This window comes from Campylobacter canadensis (assembly GCF_013177655.1).
Taxonomy (GTDB): domain Bacteria; phylum Campylobacterota; class Campylobacteria; order Campylobacterales; family Campylobacteraceae; genus Campylobacter_E; species Campylobacter_E canadensis.
Genome location: NZ_CP035946.1, coordinates 1,618,790 through 1,641,718 on the forward strand (window position 1 = coordinate 1,618,790; position 22,929 = coordinate 1,641,718).

The window sequence follows — 22,929 nt, forward strand, 5'->3', positions numbered from 1 at the left end:
TTTTTTCGTTAATAAAAAAGTTTTAAAATAGTTGATATTATCAAGTAAAGGAAAAAAATGTTTTATCAAAAAATTGCATATGCTGATAGAAAAATAATTCAAAAGATTAATTCAATTAGTAGCGAGTATAATCTTAATTTTAGTGATTTAAGAGTTTTTTCTTATCTTAGCAAAACTAAAGATTGCAACATTAGTTCAATTTGTGCATATTATGATTTAGATAGAGCCTTGCTATCAAGAACAATAAATAAATTAAAGCAAATGAAACTAATACACATTAGTAAAAATGAAGACAAAAGAGAAAAGATTATAAGTTTAAGCGCTAAGGCAAAAGAAATTTATTTTGATATAAACATAAAACTACAAGCTTTTGATGAAACATTGCTAAGTCCTTTAAATTCTGATGAAAAATATATGCTTTTTAATCTACTTGATAAAATCAATAAAAATCTTTAATTTTAGGAGAGCTTTATGGCTTTAAGTAAAAAATATAATTTATTTAATCGTGATTTTATTTGTTTATTTGCTATAAATTTTATAGCAACATTTGCATTTTATATGACTACAATTACAAGTAATGACTATGCTGTTAAAATATTAAATGCAGATACTGCAATGGCTGGTCTTGCTAGTGGAATTTTTGTAATTGGGGCTTTATTTGCAAGATTGTATTTTGGTTCTAAGATTGATAATATCAATATTAAATTATTAATTTATGTTGGCATTATTTTATACTTAATAGATACTTTATTTTATTTTATTGTAAAAGATATTTATGTGCTTATTGTAATCCGTTTTGTTGCAGGACTTTGTTATGGAATTTGTTCTAGTGCTTGCGGTGCTTTGATTGCTAGAATTATTCCTAAAAATAAAAGAGGAGTTGGAATTGGATATTATGCTTTAAGTGTTATTTTTTCTTCTGCAATTGGACCTTTTTTAGCTGTTTTACTTTCTAGCAAAAATACTTTTAATTTAAGCTTTTTAATTACTGCAATTAGTATTTTTCTTGCTTTAATTTTTAATATTATTTTAAAGGTTAGAAAATTAAAAATAAGCCATCAAAAACAAAAAGCAAAAGGTTTGTTTGCTTATATTGAAAAAAGCTCTTTGGGAATTTCAAGCGTGGTTTTTGTTCTTGGAATTTGTTATGGAGCTATTTTAATTTTTATGAGTGCTTACACTCAAGCACTTGATACAATCAACAATAATTATATTTTTAAATTCTCTCAAGCTGGTGCTGTATTTTTTATTTGCTATGCCATTGTTAGTGTCTTTTCAAGACCTATTGCTGGAAAATTATTTGATAAATATGGAGCAAATTTTGTAATACTTCCATCATTAGTATGCTTTGTTTTTTGCCTACTTTTACTTGCTAATGCCTTTCATCCTAGTTTAATTTTACTTTCTGCTATTTTTTGTGCATTGGGCTATGGCGTTGCAACTTCAAGCGCACAAAGTTTAGCTATAAAATTAGCACCTGTAAATAAAGTTGGCTTAGCAAGCACAACCTTTTTTATTGCACTTGATTTAGGAATAGGTTTAAGCCCATATTGTTTAGGCAAACTTGAGCCAATCTTAGGCTATGCAAATTTATTTAATATTTGTGCTGTGTTAGTAGTATTTTCTGTATTTTTATATTATTTATTTGTAATGAAGAAAAATAATCCTTAAAAATAAGGATTATTTATATTGATTTTTTAACTCTTCTTTTTTAATTTTATATTCATTTTTAATTTGCTTTTTATAGGCTTTTAATTCTTCTTTTTTAGCCTTATATTCGCTTTTACTCATAGAATCTTTTTTAGCATCAAGCTCTTTTAGCTTACTTTCAACTTGTAAAACTTCGCTTTCTTTTTTATTTTCTAAACTTTTTTTAGCCTTATTTAATTCTTGCTCGTAATTTGGATTTTTATTACACCTTGCTTTAACATCTGCTATGGCTTTATTTAAACCATTAATTCTATTTGTATTTGAGTATTGTTTTGCATACTCTAATTCATTTTGTAGTTTTTGTAATTTTATATTACAATCAGCTTGCAAAAAAGCACAAGCGCACATACTTAAAATAAATATTTTTTTCATTTTAATACCTCGTAAGAAATAATATCAATTTTTGAGCTTAAAAATTTATCACAAGATTTTAAATTTTCACATAATTTTGTGCTTAAATATTTTTTAGAACAATCAGCAAAAACACTTGTTACTATGCAATCTCCATAAAGCTCTTTAGCCTTAATTGCTGCTAAGAAATTCGCACCTGAGCTAATTCCTACTCCAAGCCCACTTTTAGCTAATTTTTGCGCCATAATTACACTATCTACATCATTTACTATAATAATATCATCTAATTCATCTAATTTTACAATACTAGGCACAAAGCCATCGCCTATTCCTTGAATTAAATGTTCAGCATCTTGCCCAGGATAAGTCATACTAGCGCAACCTTCAGGCTCAACAGGGCAAACTTTTATATTGCTATCATAAGCTTTTAAAGCTTTTGCAACACCCATAATTGTTCCACCCGTACCAACACCTGCAACAAAACAATCTGCTTTTAAATTAATCTTTTGCAAGTCATTAATTATTTCTTGCCCTGTTGTAATATGTGCTTTTACATTGCTTAAATTATCAAATTGTTGAGGTCTAAAAGCATTTTCTTTACTAGCTGCAATATCAGCAAGTCTTACACTGCCACTAAATCCACCTTCTTCTTTGCTAACTTCTCTTAATTTTGCTCCATAGCTTAAAATTAATTTTTTTCTTTCTTCGCTCATCCAAGATGGCATAAATATTTCAACCTCACAGCCTAAATAAGCACCTAAAGCACTAAAAGCAATTCCTGTATTTCCACTAGTTGCTTCTTTTATACCCATTCCTTCTTTAAAACTTTTATCCTTGTAAGCATCTTCAATAATATTAATTGCCATTCTATCCTTAATTGAACCACTTGGATTAAAGCATTCTAGTTTAAAAAAAGCAAAAGACTTTTTGTTGTTAAAGCTATAATTTACTCTTACTAAAGGAGTATTTCCTACCAGCTTTTTATAATTTTGAATTTTGTTTAACATAATTTTTCCTTGTTTAAAATTAAAAATATTCTAACATAAAAAGTGTTATTAATTTTTTTTGATTACAATAAATAAAATTGTTATCAAAAAGGTGAAAAAATGTTTTCTTTTTTTAAAAAATGCTTTTGCTTTGTGAAAAATCTTTTTTCAAAGAAAAAAAGCAAAACAAATAAAATTAAAAGTGTTGTTTTAAACTTTGTTGGTAAAAAAGAAAAAGAAAAAAATGAATTTTTACACAACTTAGTTGAGTTTGTATTAAATGAATTTGGTTTTGCAAAATATATTAAATTGTATTCTCTTTTTACTAAGGCTTTAAGTTAAAATACTATTATGTTTTCTTTTTTAAAAGGAAGAAAATGTTTGTAGGACAAGAGCATATACAAGAGTTGTTTGATAAATTTATTGAAAATAAAGAAATTCCACATTCATTTTTTTATGGTCCAAGTGGAGTTGGCAAAACAACTTATGCAAAAGAAATTGCAAAAAAACTAAACACTTCATTTTATGAATTTGACGCTGCTAATTTTAAACTTGATGATTTAAGAAAAATCAGCCTAAGTGATAGCATTTTTAAACCTATTATTTTCATTGATGAAGTTCATAGATTAAATAGTACAAATATGGACGCACTCTTAAAACCACTTGAAAAAAATACTTTCTTTTTTATCTGTGCTAGTACGCTTAATCCTTACTCTGCTATAAATAGCGCTTTGCGTTCAAGATTATTATTTTTTGAGTTCAATCCATTAAGCGATGAAGATTTAGAAAAAATTCTTGATAATTTAGATAATAATCTAAGCAAAGAAATAAAAGAATTTTTAATTAAATCAAGTTCATTTGATGCAAGAGCTATGATTAACCTTTTAGAAAATGCAAAAAAATTAGGAGAGCTTAGCTTAGAAAATTTAAAAAAAATAAGAGCGCATTTTATTAGTAATCAAAACGATGCTTTACTTACTTCTGCTTTTATTAAAAGCTTAAGAGCAAGTGATACAAATGCTGCATTGCTTTATTTAGCAAGAATGATAAATGAAAATTATGATGTTTTATATATTGCAAGAAGATTAGTAATTTTTGCAAGTGAAGATGTATCAAATGCCAATCCTAACGCACTTTTACTTGCAAACGCTTGTTTAAATTCTGTAAAACAAATTGGCTATCCTGAAGCAAGAATAATACTTTCTCAATGTGTAGTTTTTTTAAGTAAATGCAAAAAATCAAATGCAAGTTATTTAGCGATAAATAAAGCACTTGATTATGTAAAAAATAATAAATTAAGCCCTATTCCAAAATACTTAGATAATTATAGCCCTTTTAAAAAAGATTATATTTATCCGCACGATAATCCGCATAAAAAGCAAATAATGGCAAATGATTGCCCTATTTTTTATAAAGATAATGCAATTGGTTATGAAAAAAATTTTGAAATTTGGCAAAAAGAAGGACTTTATAAATGTTAATAATAAACACAGCAGGTCATATTGACCACGGCAAAAGCTCAATTATTAAAGCATTAAATGGTTTTGATGGAGATAGCACACAAGAAGAAATAAGAAGGGCTATTACTATTGATTTATCATTTTCTAATTTAGAAGATGTATCTTTTATTGATGTTCCAGGACATGAAAATTTGCTTAAAACAATGGTTTTAGGTGTGCAAAGCGAATACGCAATGCTTGTAGTTGATATAAACGAAGGTTTAAAAGAACAAAGCAAAGAACATATATTAATTCTTAAAATTTTAGACGTTAAAAATATAATTTTAGTTTTAAATAAAATTGACTTGTGTAAAAATATTGATGAAAAAAAAGCTGAAATTTTATCTTCAATTGATTTTAAACCTTTACAAACTTTTTTAGTAAGCGCTAAAACAAATGAAGGAATTGATGATTTAAAGCATTTTATTTTAAATCTTAAAAGACCACAATATATTGAAGATGACTTTGTGAGAATTTTTATTGATAGGGTCTTTAATGTAAAAGGTCAAGGTAATGTTGCTACAGGAATTTTACGCAATGGAGCAATAAAAGAAAATCTAAATTTAGTAAATGAAAACAATGAAAATGTACAAATAAAGCAAATTCAAGTGCAACACAAAAATACAGATTGTGCTTATGCGCTTAGTAGAGTTGCCTTTACTTATAAAGGCAAATTAGAAAAAAATCAAATTCTTGCAAAAAAAGGTTATTTAAGAAAGACAAAAACAATTTATGCAAGTATAAATACAAAATTAAAACATTTAGAAAAGGTTTTATTTTGTTGTGGTTCAAAGATAATTAATGCTACTTATTATGAATTTGGCGAATATGCTAGATTTGAACTTGAACAAGAATGTGCTTTTTGCTTTGATGATGCTTATATTGTTTTAAAAAATTCAAGATTTGCAGCAGGTGGAAAAATACTTTTAAGTGTTGTTGAGCCATTAAAAAAACAAAAATTATTAGAACTTTTAAATTTACTTAATAAAAAAGATTTTTATGAAGTTTTTAAATTTTTAAGCAAGGTTCATATTTTTGGTTTTGGTTTATTTTGCTCTAAGCAAAGATTTAATTTAGATTTAAATAAAGCTTTAAATATCGCACAAGAGCTTAATTTATTATTTGATAAAGACAAAGCTTGTCTTTACTCGCACGAAGCCTTAGAAAAAACAAGTAAAAAAATAAAACAATTGTTTGATAAAAACAAATACTCAATGCAAAGTGCAAATTCTCTTAGCAAAAGTTTAGAAATTGATAGTTTTTTGTGTGATATTGCTTTAAAAAATATGCAAGATTTAGAATGTAAAAACAAATTATATTTTAAAAAGGGCTTAGATTATGAAGAATTAAATCAAAATATAAAAGATATTTTATTTTCTAAGCTTGATTTACTTACCCCAAACGCTCCTTATAATATTTATGATGAACTTAACTTAGATAGAAAACAAGGAGATTTATTAATGAAAGAATTATGTGCAAGAAATCTAATAATAAGACTAGCTCATAATTATTTTTTAAGCAAAAGAGCCTTAGATGAATTTGTACAAAAACTAACACCATTTTTGAAAAAAGGTTTAGATGTGCAAGAATTAAAAAATAATTTTAATTTAAGTAGAAAATATGCAATTGCAATTTTAGATTATTTAAGCACACAAAAAAATATAAAAAATATTGATAATAAACGCTTTTTAATCTAAAATTTAGTTTTTTATATAAAACAAGGAGATAAAATGAAAAAAGTTATTTTATTAAGTGCAATTAGTGCTAGTATTTTAGCAAGTGAGATTTCAGATAAAGCTTTAGATTTAATTAAATCTATGATGCCAAGTGATAAAATTGAAATCAAATTAGAAAACACAGAAAAACTAGATGATACTGGCTTTGAAATGATAGAATTTGGCATTTATCAAGATGGCAATAAATTAGGAGAAGATATTGTCTTTTCAAACGGCGTTATTTTAAGCCCTGAAATTGTAAATATTAAAAGCTCTAAAAACTATAAATTAGAATACAGCCAAAAAAAAGAAGAGCAAAAAAAGGCTCAAATAGTTGGTAAAATTCCTAATTTTTTAAAAGAGCATAAAGACATTGTTATATTCTTAGGTGATTCTAAGGCTAGCGTTGCTGATGTTGTGTTTAGCGACCCTGACTGTCCATACTGTAGAAAACATTTAGAATATTTAATGCAAACAAAAGAAATAAAACCAACTGCATTTATTTTAACACCACTTCCAATGCATAAAGATGCTTTAGCTAAATCTGTATTAATTTTAGATGAGATTAAAAAGGCTAAAAACGATAAAGATAAACTAGAAGTACTTAAAAAATATTTTGCGCAAGTTGATTTTAAAGCTCCTGCAAATGACAAATTAGACAAATACAAAAAAGTAACTGATGTAATTTTTTATGATTTAGGAATTTCAGCTACACCAAGTATTTTTGAAAATGTAAAAATTAAATAATATTTTTTGGCTAATCTTTTAGCCAAAAAATACCTAAATCTAAACACAATCATAACTTATATATCTATTAATTATAAACTTTATGTTTATAAAAAATTCATAATATTTATATAAAATAAACATTTTAATTTATTTTTTTAAGGAAACAATATGAAACTATCAACCAAGATTCCTATTTTAGTTGCAATTCCTTTAATTATTTGCTTTTTAGTTTTAGGAATTGTTAGTTTTCAGTCGTCTAAATCTGATGCTTTATTTTATACAGATAAAGGTAAGGAAAATGGACTTGATGCCACTATGCTATATGTTGATGCGTTTTTTTCAGGAAAGATGAATTTCATTGACAAATTTGCGGTTATTTTATCTGAAAATGTTGATTTTAATAATAAGAATTTAACTGATGAAACTGTTAAAAATTATTTAAATAACTACTTAAATGTTTCAGGTTTTTCAGCTTTATTTGTTGGGTCTGCAAATACTGGAGCTTTTTATTATAAAAGTGTAGGCGAAGAACCTTACATCGTACCACACCAAGACGCAAGAGGTCGTGGCTGGTATAAAGATGCTTTAAGAGAAAATAAAACATATTTAGGCGGTGATGTTTATAATGATGAAAGATTACACGAAAAAGTTGTAACAATCTCAGCTCCAATTGTAAAAGATGGAAAGGTTGTAGGTGTAATTGGTGGAGATATGGCGTTTAAAAGTTTAAAGGATAATATCTTATCTCTTCATTTTTCAGACACAAATACAATTTTTGCTTACAATAGCGATTTAAAATTTGTTTTACACCCAAATGAAAAACTTGAATTGCAAGCTCATGATGTATTAAAAACAATTGATAGTGAATTAAAAAAGACAGAAAAAGATGGCAAATATCAACCAATAATTTACACCTTTGAAGGTGCTGAAAAAACAGCAGTATGTACAAATTTTTCTAAAACAAATTGGAAATTTTGTAGCACGAATTTAACAAGTGATTTAAATGCTACATTAAATGATATTTTAATGCAAAATATTTTGTTATTCTTGATTTCTTTAATTGTAATTTTAGCTTTTTTATGCTTTTTAATCAAACAAAGTTTAAATCCGCTAAATGCAATTATGCAAGGTTCAAAAATATTCTTTGATTTCTTAAATCATAAAATTAAAAATGCAAGTTTAATTGATGTTAATACAAAAGATGAATTTGGCTTTATGGCTAATGCGATTAACGAAAATATTAAATTAGTTGAAAACAACCTAAAACAAGACACAATAGCGGTAGAACAAAGCGTTCAAACTGCAAAGGCTATTGAATCAGGTGACTTAAGTGCAAGAATTACACAAATGCCTGCAAATCCACAATTAATTGAACTTAAAAATGTATTAAACAAAATGCTAGATACCTTACAAGATAAGGTTGGTAAAAATACAAATGAGATTGAAAAAATCTTTGATGAATATGCACAAAATGATTTTAGGCGTGAATTAATAAACGCTAAAGGTAGAGTTGAAATTGCAACAAATATGCTTGGTGAACAAGTAAGAAAAATGTTACAAGCTCAACTTGATAGCGCAAAAGTTTTACAAGAAAAAAGTCAAACTCTAAAAAGCTCTGTTGCAAAAATTAATGAAGGTGCAAGAGCACAAGCAAATAGCCTTCAAGAAAGTGCAGCTGCGGTTGAGCAAATGAGTGCATCTATGCAAGCAGTTAGCCAAAAATCAAATGAAGTTATTAAAAACGGCGAAGATATTAAAAATGTAATCACTATGATTAGAGATATAGCAGAGCAAATTAACCTACTAGCATTAAATGCGGCTATTGAAGCAGCTAGAGCAGGAGAGCATGGAAGAGGCTTTGCGGTTGTTGCTGATGAAGTTAGAAAACTAGCTGAAAACACTCAAAAATCACTAACAGAAATTGAAGCAAGTGTTAATGTTTTAACTCAAGGAATAAATGATATGAGCGAAAGCATTAAAGAACAAACTCAAGCTATTTCTCAAATTAACGGAGCAATTAGTGAAATTGATGAATTAACTAGAGAAAATGTAAGCGTTGCACAAAGCACAAACGATATTGCTAGTGATGTTGATAATATGGCAAGTAGCGTTGTTGAACAGGTAAATAAAAACAAATTCTAACACATTCTCTCCTTTTTAGGAGAGAATTTAATTAACAATATTTTTCTAGTAATTTTTAATAAAAATTAGTGCTATTTTAGAAACTAACAAAACATAAAGCATTTATTAAATTATAGCCTTAGCCATTCACTAAGCCAATAGTAGCATTAAGAATAGTTAAGCAAAAATCAACAAAATACCCCCCCCCACTTAGGCACTACACGAAATTTTTATATGAAAATATCTTAAAAGCCTATACTAGCTCTACTGAAGATTATTTGGGTAGATTTTATGCTAAATTATAAGTTATAGTGGTGAAGATAGACAAAACTTATACATAGTTTTAAATCCTAAACACATAAACGAGCTTTTTGCGATTTGCTAGAGTTAAAAGCCAAGCCATAGAGTGCTTTTATTGCTGTGGGACTGCTAGATTTTTAATAGCTGAGAAAAAATAAGCTCTTTGGTATAGAAGTACAAGGTTATATGTTTAGCATAACTAGAACAAATATGATTTTAGGAGTAGATAGCAAAAGCCACCTTGAAAAATTAGCACAAAACCATCAGAGTTACAACTTAAAAAAGGTGTAAAATAGCTATAATAAATCCATCTTATTCTATGGGAGATAAAAACAATCCTAGTTTATATGAAATAAACTTCATATATAATTTACTAAACTCAGTGCTAGAAAACGGCAAAGTAGCTGCCATAGTGCCACAAAATACTTTTACAGGTAAAACTAGTTTTAAGAAGTCTTTAAAAAATACACACTAGAAGGCGTAATCACGCTAAATAAAAATACCTTTTATGGAGTAGGAACAAATCCTTGTATAGCAATATTTACAGCTCATAATCCACACCCAAAAGATAAAATATGTAAGTTTATAAACTACGAAAACGATGGCTTTGTGGTAAGTAAGCATATAGGGCTTATTGATGATGGCTCAAACAAAGATAAAAAACAACACCTACTTGATATATGGTTTGATAAAGAACCAAGCACAACTAAGTTTTGTGTAAAAACTACCATAAAACACGATGATGAATGGCTTCATTCTTTTTATTATTTTAACGATGAAATCCCTAGCAATGAAGATTTTGAGCAAACGATAGCTGATTATTTGACATTTGAAGTAAATATGATAACTCATGATAGGGGGTATTTGTTTGGCTTAGATGAAAGGGTGGCAAATGAATAAGCTAAGCCTTAATAGTGTAGAGTGGAAAGAATTTATAATAGGGGATCTTTTTAATATATTTGCAACTTCTAGTGGTATAGATAAAAACAAGCTAAAGTTAGGAGATGGAAATATGCCTTATATAACTAGAAGTGATTTAAATAATGGTATAAGCTTGTTTATTCCATATAAACAAAATAATAAGTATAAAATAGATTGTGGTAATGTGATTACAATAGGTTTGGATACACAAACTGTATTTTATCAAAACTGTGATTTTTATACAGGTCAAAATATACAAATAGTTAAACATGACAAGTTTAATAAATACAATGCTTTGTTTTTTATTCCATTGATCAAAAAACAAATGCAAAAATTTAATTGTGGTGGAAATGGTGCAACATTAACAAGGTTGAAAAGAACTAAAATTTTGCTCCCTATTGATGAAAAAGGTGAGCCTAATTGGGAGTTTATGGAAAATTACATAAAACAGATAATAAATAGGCAAAAATCACAAATTATAAACTACTACAAATCGCAGTTAAGCGATATTGCTTATGGGGGGGGGGATTTACAAAATAGCGATATAGAATGGAAGAGTTTTAAGGCGTATGATGTGTTTTATACTTTTACTAATAAAAATAAACTTCAAACCCCGACTGGTTCTTATATCAATAAAACATTGTTGGAAAAATATAATATACCAAGAATTACCGTTAAGGGTATAAATAATGGGGTTGATAGTCTTTCAAGTTGTAAAAGTGAGAAAATAGTATTTTTTAGCAATTTTATAAGCGTGTCGTTTTTGGGTAGCGTTTTTTATCACCCATATAAAGCTTCAATAGATATGAAAGTTCACGCACTTATCCCTTTAAATATAGAACTGAATAAATATATTGCTAATTTTTTAATACCTATTATCAAAAATAATATAGCTTTCTCATCGTATGGTAATCAGCTTTCAAGTACTGATTTAGCACAATTAACATTAATTTTACCAATTGATGAAAAAGGTGAGCCTAATTGGGAGTATATGCAAAAGTACATAAAGCAAAAGTTTACTTTACAAGTAAAACAGATTATAAAATATTTTAAATAAATTTAGCAAAGTAAAAAGCATATTAAAAGTATAATAAATGTAATTTTTTTATAAAATTGCTTGTTAAATAGTACTTAATAAGATTTTAAAAGCAAAAAATTCTAAAACAAAAGCTGAAATAATATTTATAATTTTTAATATTTTTTGATTTAAAATTCTTGCGTATTTAGCTGAAAAAAATGCTAAAAACAATATCCATAAAAACACTGCTAAAAATAAAAATGTAACTATTATTAACATATATTCTTCTTTTTTTATGCTAGCCGTATATGAAAACCAAAAAATAATAACAAAAGGATTAAAAATATTAACAAAAGCACCCTTTAAAAAACTACTTATGGCTGTATTTGTAATTGCACTTTTTTGAATATTACTCGTACTTTTAAAAGTTAAAAACGCTAAATAAGATAAAAAGCAAAAAGAAAAATAAGATAAATACACAAAAAATTTTTCATTATTTAAAAAAGAAAAACCAAAATAACAAAGACTAAAATAACTAATATCAATCAATAAGGCTGCAAAACCTATCAAAAAACCATTTTTAAAGGATTTAACAGCATTATTTAAAATAAGAATATTTATTGGCCCAAATGGCACACAAAGGCTAAGCCCTAAAATAAATCCATTTAAAGCCGATAAAATCATAATTACACCAAGTTAAGCCCTACTTTGTTATCTTTAATCTCGCTTACTACAACATTTAATTCATCGCCTTCTTTAAGATTTAAATTCTTAATTTTACTTGAATGTAATAAGCCATCAACGCCATCTTTTAAACTAACAAAAGCTCCAAAAGGTGCTATCTTTTTTACAATACCTTTATATTCTTCGCCTACATTAAATTCTACTTTTTTTCTGTATTTTTTTAATACATTTGCAAAGATATATTCTTTTGCTTCTTCAACTTTTTGTCCGCTTAGGGTTACTTCTTCTTTATCTCTATCAATATCAATGCTAATTTCAAATTTTTCAATAATATCCTTAATAGTCTTTCCACCTTGTCCTATTAATTCTGGTATATCATTTGGATGAATTTTAAAAATGCTAAGCTTAGGTAAAATATCATAATTTACAACAATTTCATCATTTGCTTTTTGCATAATATCTAAAATATGCAGCCTTGCATTTTTTGCCTTTTCTAAAGCAAGTTCTAAAATATGCGGACTAATACCACCAAGTTTTATGTCCATTTGCATAGCTGTAATTCCATCTTTACTGCCTGCTACTTTAAAATCCATATCCCCATCATGGTCTTCTAAACCCATAATATCAGTTAAAACAGCAAAATTATCGTCTTCTACAATAAGCCCCATTGCCACACCAGCAACTAATTTTTTACTATCAACTCCAGCTGCTTTTAAAGCTAAAGAACCGCCGCAAACACTTGCCATTGAGCTAGAACCATTGCTTTCAAGTATTTCAGAAACCAATCTTATTGTGTGCGGATAATTTTTACTAACACTAGAACTTAAGGCTCTTTTAGCTAAATTTCCATGCCCTAATTCTCTTCTTGAAGGTGCTTTTAATGCACTAGCTTCTCCAACACAAAAACCAGGAAAATTATAATTAAACATAAATTTTTCTAAGCTTGAATTTTTTAAGGTTAAATTCTCAATAGTTTGAGCATCGTTTGCACTTCCTAATGTAGCTACAACAAGAGCTTGAGTTTGCCCTCTTGTAAATAAACAAGAACCGTGAGCATTAGGCAAGATATTTGTTAAAATACTTATTGGTCTTACCTCATCAAGCCCTCTTCCATCAGCTCTTATTTTTTCATTTAAAATTTGCTTTCTAACTATGCTTTTTTTAAATTTATGTAATTCGTAATTAAGCTCTTCAGGATTAAATTCAGGGTTATTTTGCAAAATTTCATCAGCAATTTTATTTAATTCGCTATTTCTTTCACTTTTAGCTAAATTATTAATAGCTTGTTTTACTTCTTTTAGATAATTTTTTTCTAAAAACTCGTAAATATCAGCATTTTGACTAGGTGCTTTTAAATCAAATTCAAAAGATTTTTTATGCTCATAAAATACTTTTTTATATTCAGCGCTTATTTTACTGATTTCATTTTTTGCTAAATTTAAAGCCTTTATTAGCTCTTCTTCGCTTAATTCGTTCATACTGTCGTTTGTTTCATTTGCCTTCATTTCAATCATTAAAAGCTCATCAGCAGCACCGCTTACAAACAAATCAAGGCTTGAATTTTCAAGTTCAGATAACGTAGGATTTATTATAAATTCGTTATTTGCATCTTTTGCAATTCTAATTCCCACTGCAGGATTTTTTACTTCAATATCACTTAAACTAAGCGCTGCACTAGCCGCATAAAGCGCTAAGGGTTGTAAATCTACATCTAATTCACAAGATAAAAGCATAACAACAATATGAGTTGGATATAAATAACCATCTGCAAATAAAGGTCTTAAAGTTCTATCTATTATTCTTGCTGTTAAGGTTTCTGCTTCGCTTGGTTTTGTTTCTCTTTTTACAAAACCACCAGGAATTTTGCCTGCTGCGTAAGTTTTTTCAACATAACTTACTGTTAATGGCAAAAAGTCTTCACTAACCTTGCTATCTTCTCTAGCCACACTAGCTAATAATACTGTTTTACCGCAAGTAAGCAACACACTAGCATTAGCTTGTTTAGCAACTAAATCTAAATCAAAAATCAATTCTTTATTATTAATAATAATGCTTTTTTTCATCTAACTCCTTTGTAATAAATGGCAAATAATAATTGCTTTCTTCTAAAATTTCTAAAGCAAACTCATTTGGTATATTTAAAGCTTCTTTGTAATAAAAATCTTTATTTATAAAATGGTCTAATTTATGTAAATAGTAGATATTATCAAATATTTCATTAAAATAATCATAACTTTGAGAAGAAATTATACTTGTAGCGTATTTTATACTTCTTACTCCTAAATTTATTAAACTTTTATGGCAAATATTTAAGGTAAGTCCTGTATTGCTACCTTGATCAAGAATTAAAATATCTTTATTTTTTAAATTTGAAATTGCCTTTTGCTTTCTAAAATATAATATTTTATTTCTTATATTTTCGTTGTATGCTAGTTTGATTTCATTATTTAAATATTCTTTTGAAATATTAAAATAATCAATTAATTCTTTTACATAAACTACCTCATCACTTTCGCTTACCTTAGCTAGTTGGCATTCTTTATTTGGGGTGTAAATTCCTTTTGTAAAAAGCATTTCATAATAATTGCCAGTAGCATTGGCAAAAGCATCTACAAAAGGTATGTTTTTAACGCTGTTGCAAATTATAATATGCTCTTTAATTTCATCTTGATTTATATTTTGTGCTAATTCATTTGCCGCTTGAATAGGGTTTTCAAAAATCGTAGTCATACTCATCTTTATTTCCTTGCAAGGTAAAATTATATTTTACTCCACCAATAGGATAGAGATTAAAAGAAAAATAAATACCTCTTTCTTTGTAAGAACGCACACCTTTTTGGGTTAATTTTGAACTTGTGCTTTCTTTAAAATCAATAGTAAAATTAATACATCTTCTTTTATGGATAAAACCTAAATTATAATTTTCTAATTTTTTTGTTTTTAGATTATACCAAGTATTTGCGTGAATGCTATTATATAAGTTAATATCATAATTTACTCCAAAGCTTAAAAATTTATCTAATTCATAATTGCTTTGTAAAATATCTTTTTTCTTATTAAAAAAATAACCTGCATTAATACTGTAATCTTTTCTATTATAACTTCCTTGTAAAAAGAAATTTTGAATTTTTTCTTCATCTGTATTAAAAAGAGTAGAATTAAATATAGAAAAATGTTTATTAAAATAAATATTCATTTCATTGCCAATAAATTTTAGTTTAGAATCTTGAGTATAAAATTTTAAAAAATGCTTAAATAATTTAGCTTGATTTTTATAAAGTAATTCAGAAAATTCAAAATAATAATTTAATTTTTCATTTTGTTCAACTAAATAAAAAGGATTTATAGTATCGTTATGACCATTTTTAAAATACAAATTAAAAGCAAAATTTATATTATGCAAATAGTTATTATACTTACTATACAAACTAGTATATAAACTTGCAGAGTGGGTAAAGTTAGATAAAAAATCATTATTTTTATGATTACTACTTAAATTATAATTTAATTCAACTTCTTCTTTTAAAAGCAAATTTAAGTAATTATTAAATAAACTTTTTTGAAAGAAAATAGGTAAATTTATATTAAATCTATTTAAAGTATAGTCATTTTGTCTATAATAGTAAGTAGAATTAAAATCTGCTTTATATAAAAATGGGGTTGAAAAAAACTTGGTTAAAAAATGATGATAATGTATGTTTGGTAATTCTTGTATTGTATCTTTTTGGTCTTCTTTTGATAAATCTTGATAATATTTAACATAAGCTCCATAATAATTATTATTTTGATAATAAAAATAATTTAATCTTGATGTTACAACAGAATCGCTAGTTTTATTATAAAAACTTGATAAATTTAAATAATCTATATCATTTAAGTATAAATAATTTAAATATAAACCTTCTTGATTATCTTGAGAATTATTAAAGATTTTATCACTAGCATAAACAAGATTTACACCAAAATGACTATCATATTTTAAATCTTCTTTAAAAACATAAGCTTGCCTTTCTTTAAAAAACCCACTGCTTAAATTAAATGAAGAATATTCACTATCAATTAATCTGTAATTAAAAAATAAACCATAACCACGATTAGTTCTAATTTGCGGTCTAAATTCTAAATCTTGTCTATGAGAAATAGCCCAAAAATACGGTTGTTCATAAAAAATAGCTTCATTTGACTTAAAGGCGATTTTAGGAGTTAAAAAACCACTTTTTCTTGTATTATCCATATTAATTCTTAAATACGGAAAATAAAAAACAGGGATATTTTTAATGCGAAAAATAACATTTTTTATGCTTAAATCTTTACTTTCTTGATTATATTCACCACTAGAAAATTTAAAACTCCAAATAGGATTATCAACCTCACAAGAGCTTAAAATAGAATTATCAACCTTTAAAACATTATTTGTATAGCAACTATGATTACTTTTTAACCATAATTCTAAAATTAAATCACTCAAAAATACATTTTTAAATTCAGTACTTTTATTTGCTAAATCAACTCTAGCGTAATCGCTAATTGAGTTTGCGTTTTGAGAATTTATAAAGACATCTTCAAATAATTCTAAAACCTTACTTTCTTCGTTATAAATAGCTCTTTTTGCCTTTGCAAAATAATTATCAGAAATTACAACAACATTATTATTTAAAAACAATAAATTATTATTTTTTTCAAAAGAACTTGCCATTATTTGTATTTTTTGCGCATTGACAAAAACACAAAAGATTAATAAGAATAATATTTTTTTAATCAATTATTTACTACCAGTGTATTGCTAAACATATCAGCAAAAGTCATTCTTAAAGGGTTTGCAAGAGCAAATAAAAATAAAATTCCTTGAAGTATCCAAGACATCATAGTAATAATTAAAGCTTTTAAAAAAGATGAAATTATATTTGGGCTATCTAAGCTTTCATTATCAATTGTTTTTATCTTTAAAATATACATACCAATAGTTGCAGAGCAATAGTAAAAACAAATAAAATAATAAACAGTTTGAAATATAAACAAAAAAACTATAAATTTAACAAAAGAACTAGTAATAGTAGTATATAAATTATCAGGGTCTATTGTTTCATACTCATAAATAAGCTCTCTTAATCTAATCAAAGTATCTTTATCAATAACAAAAGGCAAAAATATTGCACACGCAAACCATATAATAAATAAATCAATTATATAAGCTGTTATTCTTTTTTCAAAACTAGCTAATGATTTTTCTTCTTTTTCTAATTTTTCTAAGATAAGTTCATATTTATTTGCCATTATTATCCTTTTATAAAAAACCCAAGCAGGCGTTAAGAATTTAGGTCCTATAACCTAAAAAAATAGTGGAAGGAAAGCATTAAAGGCTGCAATTCACGATAAACGCATCACAGAACACATTTGCTTAAACTTAATCACATAAAAACTTTGTTGGACCAAATATATTTAACCCGCTTTGCTCAGGCAATAAAATATTACAAAAAATTTTTTAAAAAATCGTTAAAACATAAAAATAATTTTCTGGGAAAATAAAGTGGTGGTTAGAGGCAGAATCGAACTGCCGACACGCAGATTTTCAGTCTGCTGCTCTACCGACTGAGCTATCCAACCACTTGGAATAAAAAGTTGTTATTATATGGAGTAAAGCTTAAAAAATCTTTAAAAAATGAAAAAATTTTACATTAAAAAAACTTAATTTATATTTAAGATTATTTCATTAAATTTAAGTTTTATTTAATTTTTTAAGGAGAAAAAATGAAGATTTCATTTAAAATTGGTGTTTATGCGTTCTTGTCAATGCTTATTATAACTTTAAGCGCTATTTTTATTTCTTTATATGGCTTTAAGGGATTAAATCAAGAAATGAAAGATACTACAAACGAAATCGCAGTAAATAACGCAAAAGCAACCGCTCGTTCCGTATCAACAATGGCTTATTATATGGGCTATAAAATTCATGATTCTATGCTTAGCTTTAACTTTTCTTCTAAAGATTATGAAGAGCAAATTTTAAATGCTATTGATAAATTAGATTTAAAAAATAAGACGACTACCTTATTTATTATAGACAGTAAAGGAACTTATAAAGCTCATTATATCAACGGTCGTGTGGGTACAAATGCTATTGATAAAAAAGATATGAATAATAAATTTTATATAAAAGAAATTATTCAAACCGCAAAAAATGGTGGTGGTTATGTAACATCTCATATGAAGGCTGATAAAACTCGTCCTGAAAGAGATGTTGTATATTTTGCACTGGCTGATAAAAATGTAGATTTAATTTATGTTGCAACTGTAAATTTACTTGACGCTCAAGCTATTGTAACAGAAGCTCAAAATGATTTTAATAAAATAATTAATAAAACCTTGCTTATTTTTGCAAGTATTACTTGTGTAATTACTATAATTTTATTATTTGGTTGGGCTTTTTTTATAAAATTAAATCTTTCAAACCCACTAAACGCACTTACAAACAAATCAATTGAACTAAGCAGCGGAGATGGGGATTTAACCAAAAAACTAGAAGTAAAAGGCAAAGATGAAATAGCACAAGCTTCAATGGCAATTAATGAATTCTTAGAAAAAGTAAGAGTATTAATAGCACAAGCAAAAGATATCTCAAATGAAAACGCATCAATTGCAAATGAATTAAGCCATACTTCTATGCAAACAGGAAAGCGTGCTGAAGAAGGCTCAATTACTATTAATGAAGTAGCAAGCAAAGGAGCAAATACTAAGGGCAATCTTGATGTAGGCGTAAAACAAGCTCAAAAAGGTAAAGAAGAATTACAAAACGCTTCTAAATATATCATTGAAGCAAACAATGCTATTAACCAACTTACAAATCAAATCAATCACAGTGCTTCAACTGAAAGTGAATTAGCAAGTAAGATAGAACAACTTAGCCGTGATGCTGATAATGTAAAATCTATTTTAGAAATTATTAATGATGTGGCTGATCAGACTAATTTATTAGCTTTAAATGCAGCTATTGAAGCAGCTCGTGCAGGAGAACATGGTCGTGGCTTTGCAGTTGTGGCTGATGAAGTAAGAAGTCTTGCAGAAAGAACACAAAAAAGCTTAAGTGAAATTAATGCAACTATTAGCGTAATTGTTCAAGGTATTAAAGATGCAAGTGAGCAAATGAGTAATAATTCTAAAGAAATTAGCAATCTAACAAGCGTTGCATCAAATACTCAAAACACAATCAATGAAATGGGTAAGATAATGAGCGAAGCTGTTAAGATAAGCGAAGGAACTGTAAGTGATTATATTAACACAAGTAAAGATATGAGCTTAATCTTAGATGGTGTAAATAATATGAACACAATTACAAATGAAAACGCAAGAAGCGTTGAAGAAATAGCAGGAGCTGCAAACCATTTAAGTGAAATGACTGAAAATCTTAACAAAAAGCTAAATGAATTTAGAACTTGATTTTAAATTCTAAAAACCTAGCTTAGGCAATAAGTGCTTAGGCTGGGTTGTTTTTTTAATTAAGATTGTTTAATTAAGATTGTTTAAAGTATTAAAAAGTATAAGGGGTTTAATTTTATTTTTAGGGTTTTTTTATGTGGCAACTATCACTTACTACTATTATTTGGGCATTTTCTTTTCCTATTATTGGATATTTTATAAGCGGCAAAATGGATAGTTATTTTGCTATTTTAGTAAGGACTTTAATAGCCTTTTTAGTATTTTTGCCTCTAATAAATTATAAAATACAAAATAAATTAAAACTTATTTTTATGTGCATAGGAGCGCTTGAAATTGGAATTATGTATTTATTTTATTATAATTCTTTTTTATTTTTAAGTGTAAGCGAAGTTGCACTTTTTACTATTTTTACTCCTTTTTATGTGTCTTTATTTTATGATTTATTTTCAAAAAAATTTCGCTTTATTTATCTTATTAGCATTAGTATTAGCGTTTTTGGTGCTTATATTATTAAAGAAGGTAGCATAAGTGATAATTTTTTAAAAGGTTTTATTTTAATACAACTTGCTAATATAGTTTTTGCAGCAGGACAAAGTCTTTATAAATATATTAGCAACAAATTTAATATCACTTCTCATAAAGAAGTTTTTGGGTATTTTTTTAGTGGGGCTTTAATTTTTAGCTTAGCTGCTTTTATTTTTTTAGGTGATTTTAATAAAATTCCAAAAGATAGCACTTCATATTTTGCTTTAATTTATCTTGGCTTAATAGCTTCATCTTTAGGATATTTTTTATGGAATAAGGGTGCAAGTTTAGTAAATAGCGGGACTTTGGCCTTAATGAATAATGCAATAATCCCTGTCTCAATCATAATAAACCTTACTTTTTTTAAAATAGATATTGATTTAAAAAGTTTTTGTCTAGGCTCTTTAATTATGATTTTTGCAAGCTTTTTGCATTATTTTTTAAATAAGAAAAAACAATTATTTTATTAAAATATGTAAATACTCTATTGTTTTGCCTTGCTTTTGAACTCTATCGTTATCCGCTTTAAATCTTTGATAATCTTTACTGACATAAGAATATTTCCCATATTTAGAAAAGATATTTTTAATATCATTAAAACTAAGTAATCCTTCATCGTTATAGCTTAAAAAAATATATTTAAAATTAGCATTTTTAACTAGCTCTTCCAATTCATCATACACTTTAGCTTTTTTACACCAATTTGAACGAGTATAATCTCTTAGTCCAGTTTTACCTTTAGGAATAAATTCATCGTATTTTGCAATGGTATTTAGCAAATGATAGTTAGCTCCATATTCACGAGAATTATAAGGTGGGTCAAGATATAAAACATCCCCTTTTATCGTCTTTATAAGCTCATTTGCGTTTTTATTAAATACTAAATTGTTTTGATTTGTGGGTAAAAATTCTGCTTTTTCTATCACTAAATCCTTTAAAGCACTTTTTTTGATTTTTTTTAAAAACGCCCCATAAACTGATGCTGTGTTTGCTAATTTATCGGCACTTTCAAGCAAAGATGTTAATAAAAAATAATATTCTTTATCATTAATATATGAGTTTTCAAACCACTCTTCTATTGTTATTCTAGCAGTGTCAATTTTAATAGCGTTTTCATTTGTGAAATATTGTCTATTTGCAAATTCTGAATAATTATAGTAAATAAACCCATTTAATTTTTTTTCTAAAATCGCTTGGTTTAGCTCATTTATGAGTAAATTTGCTATATATTCATCAATATTGTTTTCTATGTAATTTTTAGCTAATACAAAGCTATAAAACTCCATATCATTTGAAATTATTTGTTTTACATATGGCTTAAAAGTTCTTGCCACAATGCTAGTTCCACTAAATAAATCACAAAAAACAAAATCTTTTAAATCCGTATTGACAACACTTTTAACTTCACTAAAAATAAAGCTTGATAATTTTAATTTTGAACCTATGTAATTCATAAATCATCATCTTTATAAAGTTTATTAAAAATAAATTCACTAGCTGCTTTTGAAGCTTCTTGGCTTATTTTCTTTACACTTTCTAATCTATATTCTACTGGATCATACTGATAACAACCCACACAGCCTAACTCATCGGTATAATTTTCATCGCCTTTATAAAAATCATAAGGATTACCTTTTATATTTTTAGCACTCCATCTTTTATTTGTTTCTTTGCAAACTTTACATATTTGTCTTTTTGCATCATTTGCTGCCTTGCATAATGGTTGAAAATCTTTTAAAATTTGTGTTTTAATATCACTTACTCTTAAATCATTTTTTCTACCATCTTTATGATCTATTTCTATTTTTGTATTTTCGCTATTACCATTTATTCCCAGCATTACACATTTTTGATTTTTATAATAATCTTTTATATCTTTTCTAATATTTTGATTAAAAATAGTCTTGGCATTAAAGCCGCTTAATCTTATTCTATCAATTGCATTTCCCTTACTAATACTTTTATCAAATTCTACATTATATTTTCTAGCTAAAGTACTACTTGCTCTACACCAACTCCCACCATTTCCAAGTTGCAATTCTTTATAAATACCAACAAATTCATCTACGCTAACCCAACGAGAAAAGCCGTTTTCATCTGGCTTTGCAAGGTTTATAAAAAGTTCTGTTTTTGTCATAAAAACTCCTTTTTAAATACAAAAATATATTCATGTTTAAAGATATAATAATCACTTCTAATTGCACGATATTGCCAAATAGAATTAACCCCTAGTTTACCACGATTTCCTTCTATGTTTTTTACAATAATTCCTTTAAGTTTTACTCTAAAATGTTTTTTAATTTCATTCATCAGTAAAAACCCCAAAGGTTTTACTTCGCTTTCTTTATAAACATCTCCTATAACTAATGCAAAATATCTATTTTTATCCAAAAATTGTAAAGCATTTTCACAAGTTTTTAAAAATATTTTTACAAAAGTCTTCAAATCGTTTATATTGCTTAAATCGTTATTGTGATTTGTAAATTTTACAATATCCAAATAAGGCGGATGAAATATAATAAATTGTGCTGATTTTGTATCTAATGCTTTTAGTTTTTCTTGTATTAAATAAACTATATTTTCATTTGTATTATCGTAATTTATTAAGCTAAATTTTGAACCATCAAAATCATTTCCCATAGTATTTAAAACATATTCATACATTTTTTCATTAATATCAATTCCTAAAAATTTTCTATTTAATTTTTCACATTCATAAAGGGTTGTTCCACTACCAAAAAATGGGTCTAAAATAAGCTCATTTTCTTTTGTATAGCGTCTAATTAGCTGATTTGGAATTTGTGGGATAAAATTGCCGTGATATATATTTTTGTGTTTACCAGAATTATCTCTATTTTGTATAAGCCATAGGCTATTTACATCAATATTTGCATTTTTCCAATCATTTAAATTTATATCATTAATATGCATTAATT

20 protein-coding genes, 1 tRNA gene and 3 pseudogenes are annotated in these 22,929 nt (G+C 26.6%); 13 read left to right on the plus strand and 11 right to left on the minus strand.

Annotated features, from left to right (window positions below):
- Positions 1-57: 57 nt before the first annotated feature.
- Positions 58-456, plus strand: coding sequence for a MarR family winged helix-turn-helix transcriptional regulator (locus CCANL266_RS07830; RefSeq protein ID WP_172233739.1), 399 nt, complete (start codon positions 58-60; stop codon positions 454-456).
- Between the two features lie 15 nt (positions 457-471).
- Complete coding sequence (locus CCANL266_RS07835; protein WP_172233742.1) at positions 472-1,671, plus strand: MFS transporter; 1,200 nt, start codon at positions 472-474, stop codon at positions 1,669-1,671.
- Between the two features lie 9 nt (positions 1,672-1,680).
- Here the strand turns inward: CCANL266_RS07835 and CCANL266_RS07840 are convergent, their stop codons facing one another.
- Together CCANL266_RS07840 and CCANL266_RS07845 are read right to left on the minus strand one after the other, a co-directional pair.
- Positions 1,681-2,082, minus strand: a complete 402-nt coding sequence (locus CCANL266_RS07840) for a DUF1090 family protein (protein ID WP_172233745.1) — start codon at positions 2,080-2,082, stop codon at positions 1,681-1,683.
- Entirely contained in the window at positions 2,079-3,068 is a 990-nt protein-coding gene (locus tag CCANL266_RS07845; RefSeq protein ID WP_172233748.1) for a PLP-dependent cysteine synthase family protein, read from the minus strand. The genes CCANL266_RS07840 and CCANL266_RS07845 overlap by 4 nt, the downstream gene beginning before the upstream one ends.
- Positions 3,069-3,167: 99 nt before the next feature.
- On the opposite strand from CCANL266_RS07845, the gene CCANL266_RS07850 reads away from it, so the two are divergent.
- The 8 genes and pseudogenes from CCANL266_RS07850 to CCANL266_RS07880 all read left to right on the plus strand — a co-directional run bounded on the left by CCANL266_RS07850 (position 3,168) and on the right by CCANL266_RS07880 (position 11,389).
- Positions 3,168-3,389 carry a hypothetical protein gene (locus tag CCANL266_RS07850; protein ID WP_172233751.1) on the plus strand — a complete coding sequence of 74 codons (222 nt, stop codon included), beginning with the start codon at positions 3,168-3,170 and terminating at the stop codon, positions 3,387-3,389.
- A 35-nt stretch (positions 3,390-3,424) separates the two neighbouring features.
- Positions 3,425-4,528, plus strand: coding sequence for an AAA family ATPase (locus CCANL266_RS07855; RefSeq protein WP_172233754.1), 1,104 nt, complete (start codon positions 3,425-3,427; stop codon positions 4,526-4,528).
- Positions 4,522-6,243, plus strand: a complete 1,722-nt coding sequence (locus CCANL266_RS07860) for a selenocysteine-specific translation elongation factor (protein ID WP_172233757.1) — start codon at positions 4,522-4,524, stop codon at positions 6,241-6,243. Before CCANL266_RS07855 ends, CCANL266_RS07860 begins: the two co-directional genes overlap by 7 nt.
- Before the next feature lie 33 nt (positions 6,244-6,276).
- Positions 6,277-7,008 carry a thioredoxin domain-containing protein gene (locus tag CCANL266_RS07865; RefSeq protein WP_172233760.1) on the plus strand — a complete coding sequence of 244 codons (732 nt, stop codon included), beginning with the start codon at positions 6,277-6,279 and terminating at the stop codon, positions 7,006-7,008.
- Between the two features lie 330 nt (positions 7,009-7,338).
- A pseudogene (locus tag CCANL266_RS09820) lies at positions 7,339-7,956 on the plus strand (PDC sensor domain-containing protein); the annotation flags it as partial.
- A gap of 735 nt (positions 7,957-8,691) precedes the next feature.
- Positions 8,692-9,132, plus strand: a complete 441-nt coding sequence (locus CCANL266_RS09825; RefSeq protein ID WP_425321184.1) for a methyl-accepting chemotaxis protein — start codon at positions 8,692-8,694, stop codon at positions 9,130-9,132.
- A gap of 888 nt (positions 9,133-10,020) precedes the next feature.
- A complete protein-coding gene (locus CCANL266_RS07875; RefSeq protein WP_172233766.1) occupies positions 10,021-10,311 on the plus strand; it encodes a hypothetical protein in 291 nt (96 codons plus the stop codon).
- Positions 10,304-11,389 (plus strand): restriction endonuclease subunit S, encoded by a 1,086-nt coding sequence (locus CCANL266_RS07880; protein ID WP_172233769.1) that lies wholly within the window; start codon positions 10,304-10,306, stop codon positions 11,387-11,389. The genes CCANL266_RS07875 and CCANL266_RS07880 overlap by 8 nt, the downstream gene beginning before the upstream one ends.
- A 63-nt stretch (positions 11,390-11,452) precedes the next feature.
- Here CCANL266_RS07880 and CCANL266_RS07885 read toward each other — a convergent pair whose 3' ends face one another.
- From CCANL266_RS07885 to CCANL266_RS07910, 6 genes are all read right to left on the minus strand, one after another.
- The gene (locus tag CCANL266_RS07885) at positions 11,453-12,034 is read right to left on the minus strand and encodes a LysE family transporter (RefSeq protein WP_172233772.1); all 582 of its coding nucleotides are present in this window, start codon (positions 12,032-12,034) and stop codon (positions 11,453-11,455) included.
- A 2-nt stretch (positions 12,035-12,036) separates the two neighbouring features.
- Positions 12,037-14,097 (minus strand): polyribonucleotide nucleotidyltransferase, encoded by a 2,061-nt coding sequence (locus tag CCANL266_RS07890; RefSeq protein ID WP_172233775.1) that lies wholly within the window; start codon positions 14,095-14,097, stop codon positions 12,037-12,039.
- On the minus strand, positions 14,075-14,770 hold the full coding sequence (locus tag CCANL266_RS07895; protein WP_172233778.1) for a phosphoribosyltransferase family protein: 696 nt from the start codon (positions 14,768-14,770) through the stop codon (positions 14,075-14,077). The genes CCANL266_RS07890 and CCANL266_RS07895 overlap by 23 nt, the downstream gene beginning before the upstream one ends.
- Positions 14,748-16,730, minus strand: coding sequence for an LPS-assembly protein LptD (locus CCANL266_RS07900; protein WP_172233781.1), 1,983 nt, complete (start codon positions 16,728-16,730; stop codon positions 14,748-14,750). Before CCANL266_RS07900 ends, CCANL266_RS07895 begins: the two co-directional genes overlap by 23 nt.
- Before the next feature lie 62 nt (positions 16,731-16,792).
- Complete coding sequence (locus CCANL266_RS07905; RefSeq protein WP_172233784.1) at positions 16,793-17,308, minus strand: RDD family protein; 516 nt, start codon at positions 17,306-17,308, stop codon at positions 16,793-16,795.
- 254 nt (positions 17,309-17,562) lie between these two features.
- A tRNA-Phe gene (locus CCANL266_RS07910) sits at positions 17,563-17,638 on the minus strand.
- 252 nt (positions 17,639-17,890) lie between these two features.
- On the opposite strand from CCANL266_RS07910, the pseudogene CCANL266_RS09830 reads away from it, so the two are divergent.
- The 3 genes and pseudogenes from CCANL266_RS09830 to CCANL266_RS07920 all read left to right on the plus strand — a co-directional run.
- Positions 17,891-18,562: pseudogene (locus tag CCANL266_RS09830) on the plus strand (cache domain-containing protein); the annotation flags it as partial.
- 402 nt (positions 18,563-18,964) lie between these two features.
- Positions 18,965-19,468, plus strand: a pseudogene (locus CCANL266_RS09865) (methyl-accepting chemotaxis protein); the annotation flags it as partial.
- Between the two features lie 134 nt (positions 19,469-19,602).
- Positions 19,603-20,463, plus strand: a complete 861-nt coding sequence (locus CCANL266_RS07920) for an EamA family transporter (protein WP_172233790.1) — start codon at positions 19,603-19,605, stop codon at positions 20,461-20,463.
- Here CCANL266_RS07920 and CCANL266_RS07925 read toward each other — a convergent pair.
- From CCANL266_RS07925 to CCANL266_RS07935, 3 genes are read right to left on the minus strand one after another with little or no spacing between them, the layout of a single operon-like run.
- Positions 20,452-21,447, minus strand: coding sequence for a DNA adenine methylase (locus CCANL266_RS07925; protein WP_172233793.1), 996 nt, complete (start codon positions 21,445-21,447; stop codon positions 20,452-20,454). The genes CCANL266_RS07920 and CCANL266_RS07925 overlap by 12 nt on opposite strands.
- On the minus strand, positions 21,444-22,130 hold the full coding sequence (locus tag CCANL266_RS07930; RefSeq protein ID WP_172233796.1) for a restriction endonuclease: 687 nt from the start codon (positions 22,128-22,130) through the stop codon (positions 21,444-21,446). Before CCANL266_RS07930 ends, CCANL266_RS07925 begins: the two co-directional genes overlap by 4 nt.
- Positions 22,127-22,924, minus strand: a complete 798-nt coding sequence (locus tag CCANL266_RS07935; protein WP_172233799.1) for a TRM11 family SAM-dependent methyltransferase — start codon at positions 22,922-22,924, stop codon at positions 22,127-22,129. Before CCANL266_RS07935 ends, CCANL266_RS07930 begins: the two co-directional genes overlap by 4 nt.
- Between the last annotated feature and the right edge of the window lie 5 nt (positions 22,925-22,929).

Coding starts and splice junctions, on each gene's coding strand:
- CCANL266_RS07830 (WP_172233739.1), top strand. CDS start 58: ATGTTTTATCAAAAAATTGCATATGCTGATAGAAAAATAATTCAAAAG.
- CCANL266_RS07835 (WP_172233742.1), top strand. CDS start 472: ATGGCTTTAAGTAAAAAATATAATTTATTTAATCGTGATTTTATTTGT.
- CCANL266_RS07840 (WP_172233745.1), bottom strand. CDS start 2,082: ATGAAAAAAATATTTATTTTAAGTATGTGCGCTTGTGCTTTTTTGCAA.
- CCANL266_RS07845 (WP_172233748.1), bottom strand. CDS start 3,068: ATGTTAAACAAAATTCAAAATTATAAAAAGCTGGTAGGAAATACTCCT.
- CCANL266_RS07850 (WP_172233751.1), top strand. CDS start 3,168: ATGTTTTCTTTTTTTAAAAAATGCTTTTGCTTTGTGAAAAATCTTTTT.
- CCANL266_RS07855 (WP_172233754.1), top strand. CDS start 3,425: ATGTTTGTAGGACAAGAGCATATACAAGAGTTGTTTGATAAATTTATT.
- CCANL266_RS07860 (WP_172233757.1), top strand. CDS start 4,522: ATGTTAATAATAAACACAGCAGGTCATATTGACCACGGCAAAAGCTCA.
- CCANL266_RS07865 (WP_172233760.1), top strand. CDS start 6,277: ATGAAAAAAGTTATTTTATTAAGTGCAATTAGTGCTAGTATTTTAGCA.
- CCANL266_RS09825 (WP_425321184.1), top strand. CDS start 8,692: ATGCAAGCAGTTAGCCAAAAATCAAATGAAGTTATTAAAAACGGCGAA.
- CCANL266_RS07880 (WP_172233769.1), top strand. CDS start 10,304: ATGAATAAGCTAAGCCTTAATAGTGTAGAGTGGAAAGAATTTATAATA.
- CCANL266_RS07885 (WP_172233772.1), bottom strand. CDS start 12,034: ATGATTTTATCGGCTTTAAATGGATTTATTTTAGGGCTTAGCCTTTGT.
- CCANL266_RS07890 (WP_172233775.1), bottom strand. CDS start 14,097: ATGAAAAAAAGCATTATTATTAATAATAAAGAATTGATTTTTGATTTA.
- CCANL266_RS07895 (WP_172233778.1), bottom strand. CDS start 14,770: ATGAGTATGACTACGATTTTTGAAAACCCTATTCAAGCGGCAAATGAA.
- CCANL266_RS07900 (WP_172233781.1), bottom strand. CDS start 16,730: ATGGCAAGTTCTTTTGAAAAAAATAATAATTTATTGTTTTTAAATAAT.
- CCANL266_RS07905 (WP_172233784.1), bottom strand. CDS start 17,308: ATGGCAAATAAATATGAACTTATCTTAGAAAAATTAGAAAAAGAAGAA.
- CCANL266_RS07920 (WP_172233790.1), top strand. CDS start 19,603: ATGTGGCAACTATCACTTACTACTATTATTTGGGCATTTTCTTTTCCT.
- CCANL266_RS07925 (WP_172233793.1), bottom strand. CDS start 21,447: ATGAATTACATAGGTTCAAAATTAAAATTATCAAGCTTTATTTTTAGT.
- CCANL266_RS07930 (WP_172233796.1), bottom strand. CDS start 22,130: ATGACAAAAACAGAACTTTTTATAAACCTTGCAAAGCCAGATGAAAAC.
- CCANL266_RS07935 (WP_172233799.1), bottom strand. CDS start 22,924: ATGCATATTAATGATATAAATTTAAATGATTGGAAAAATGCAAATATT.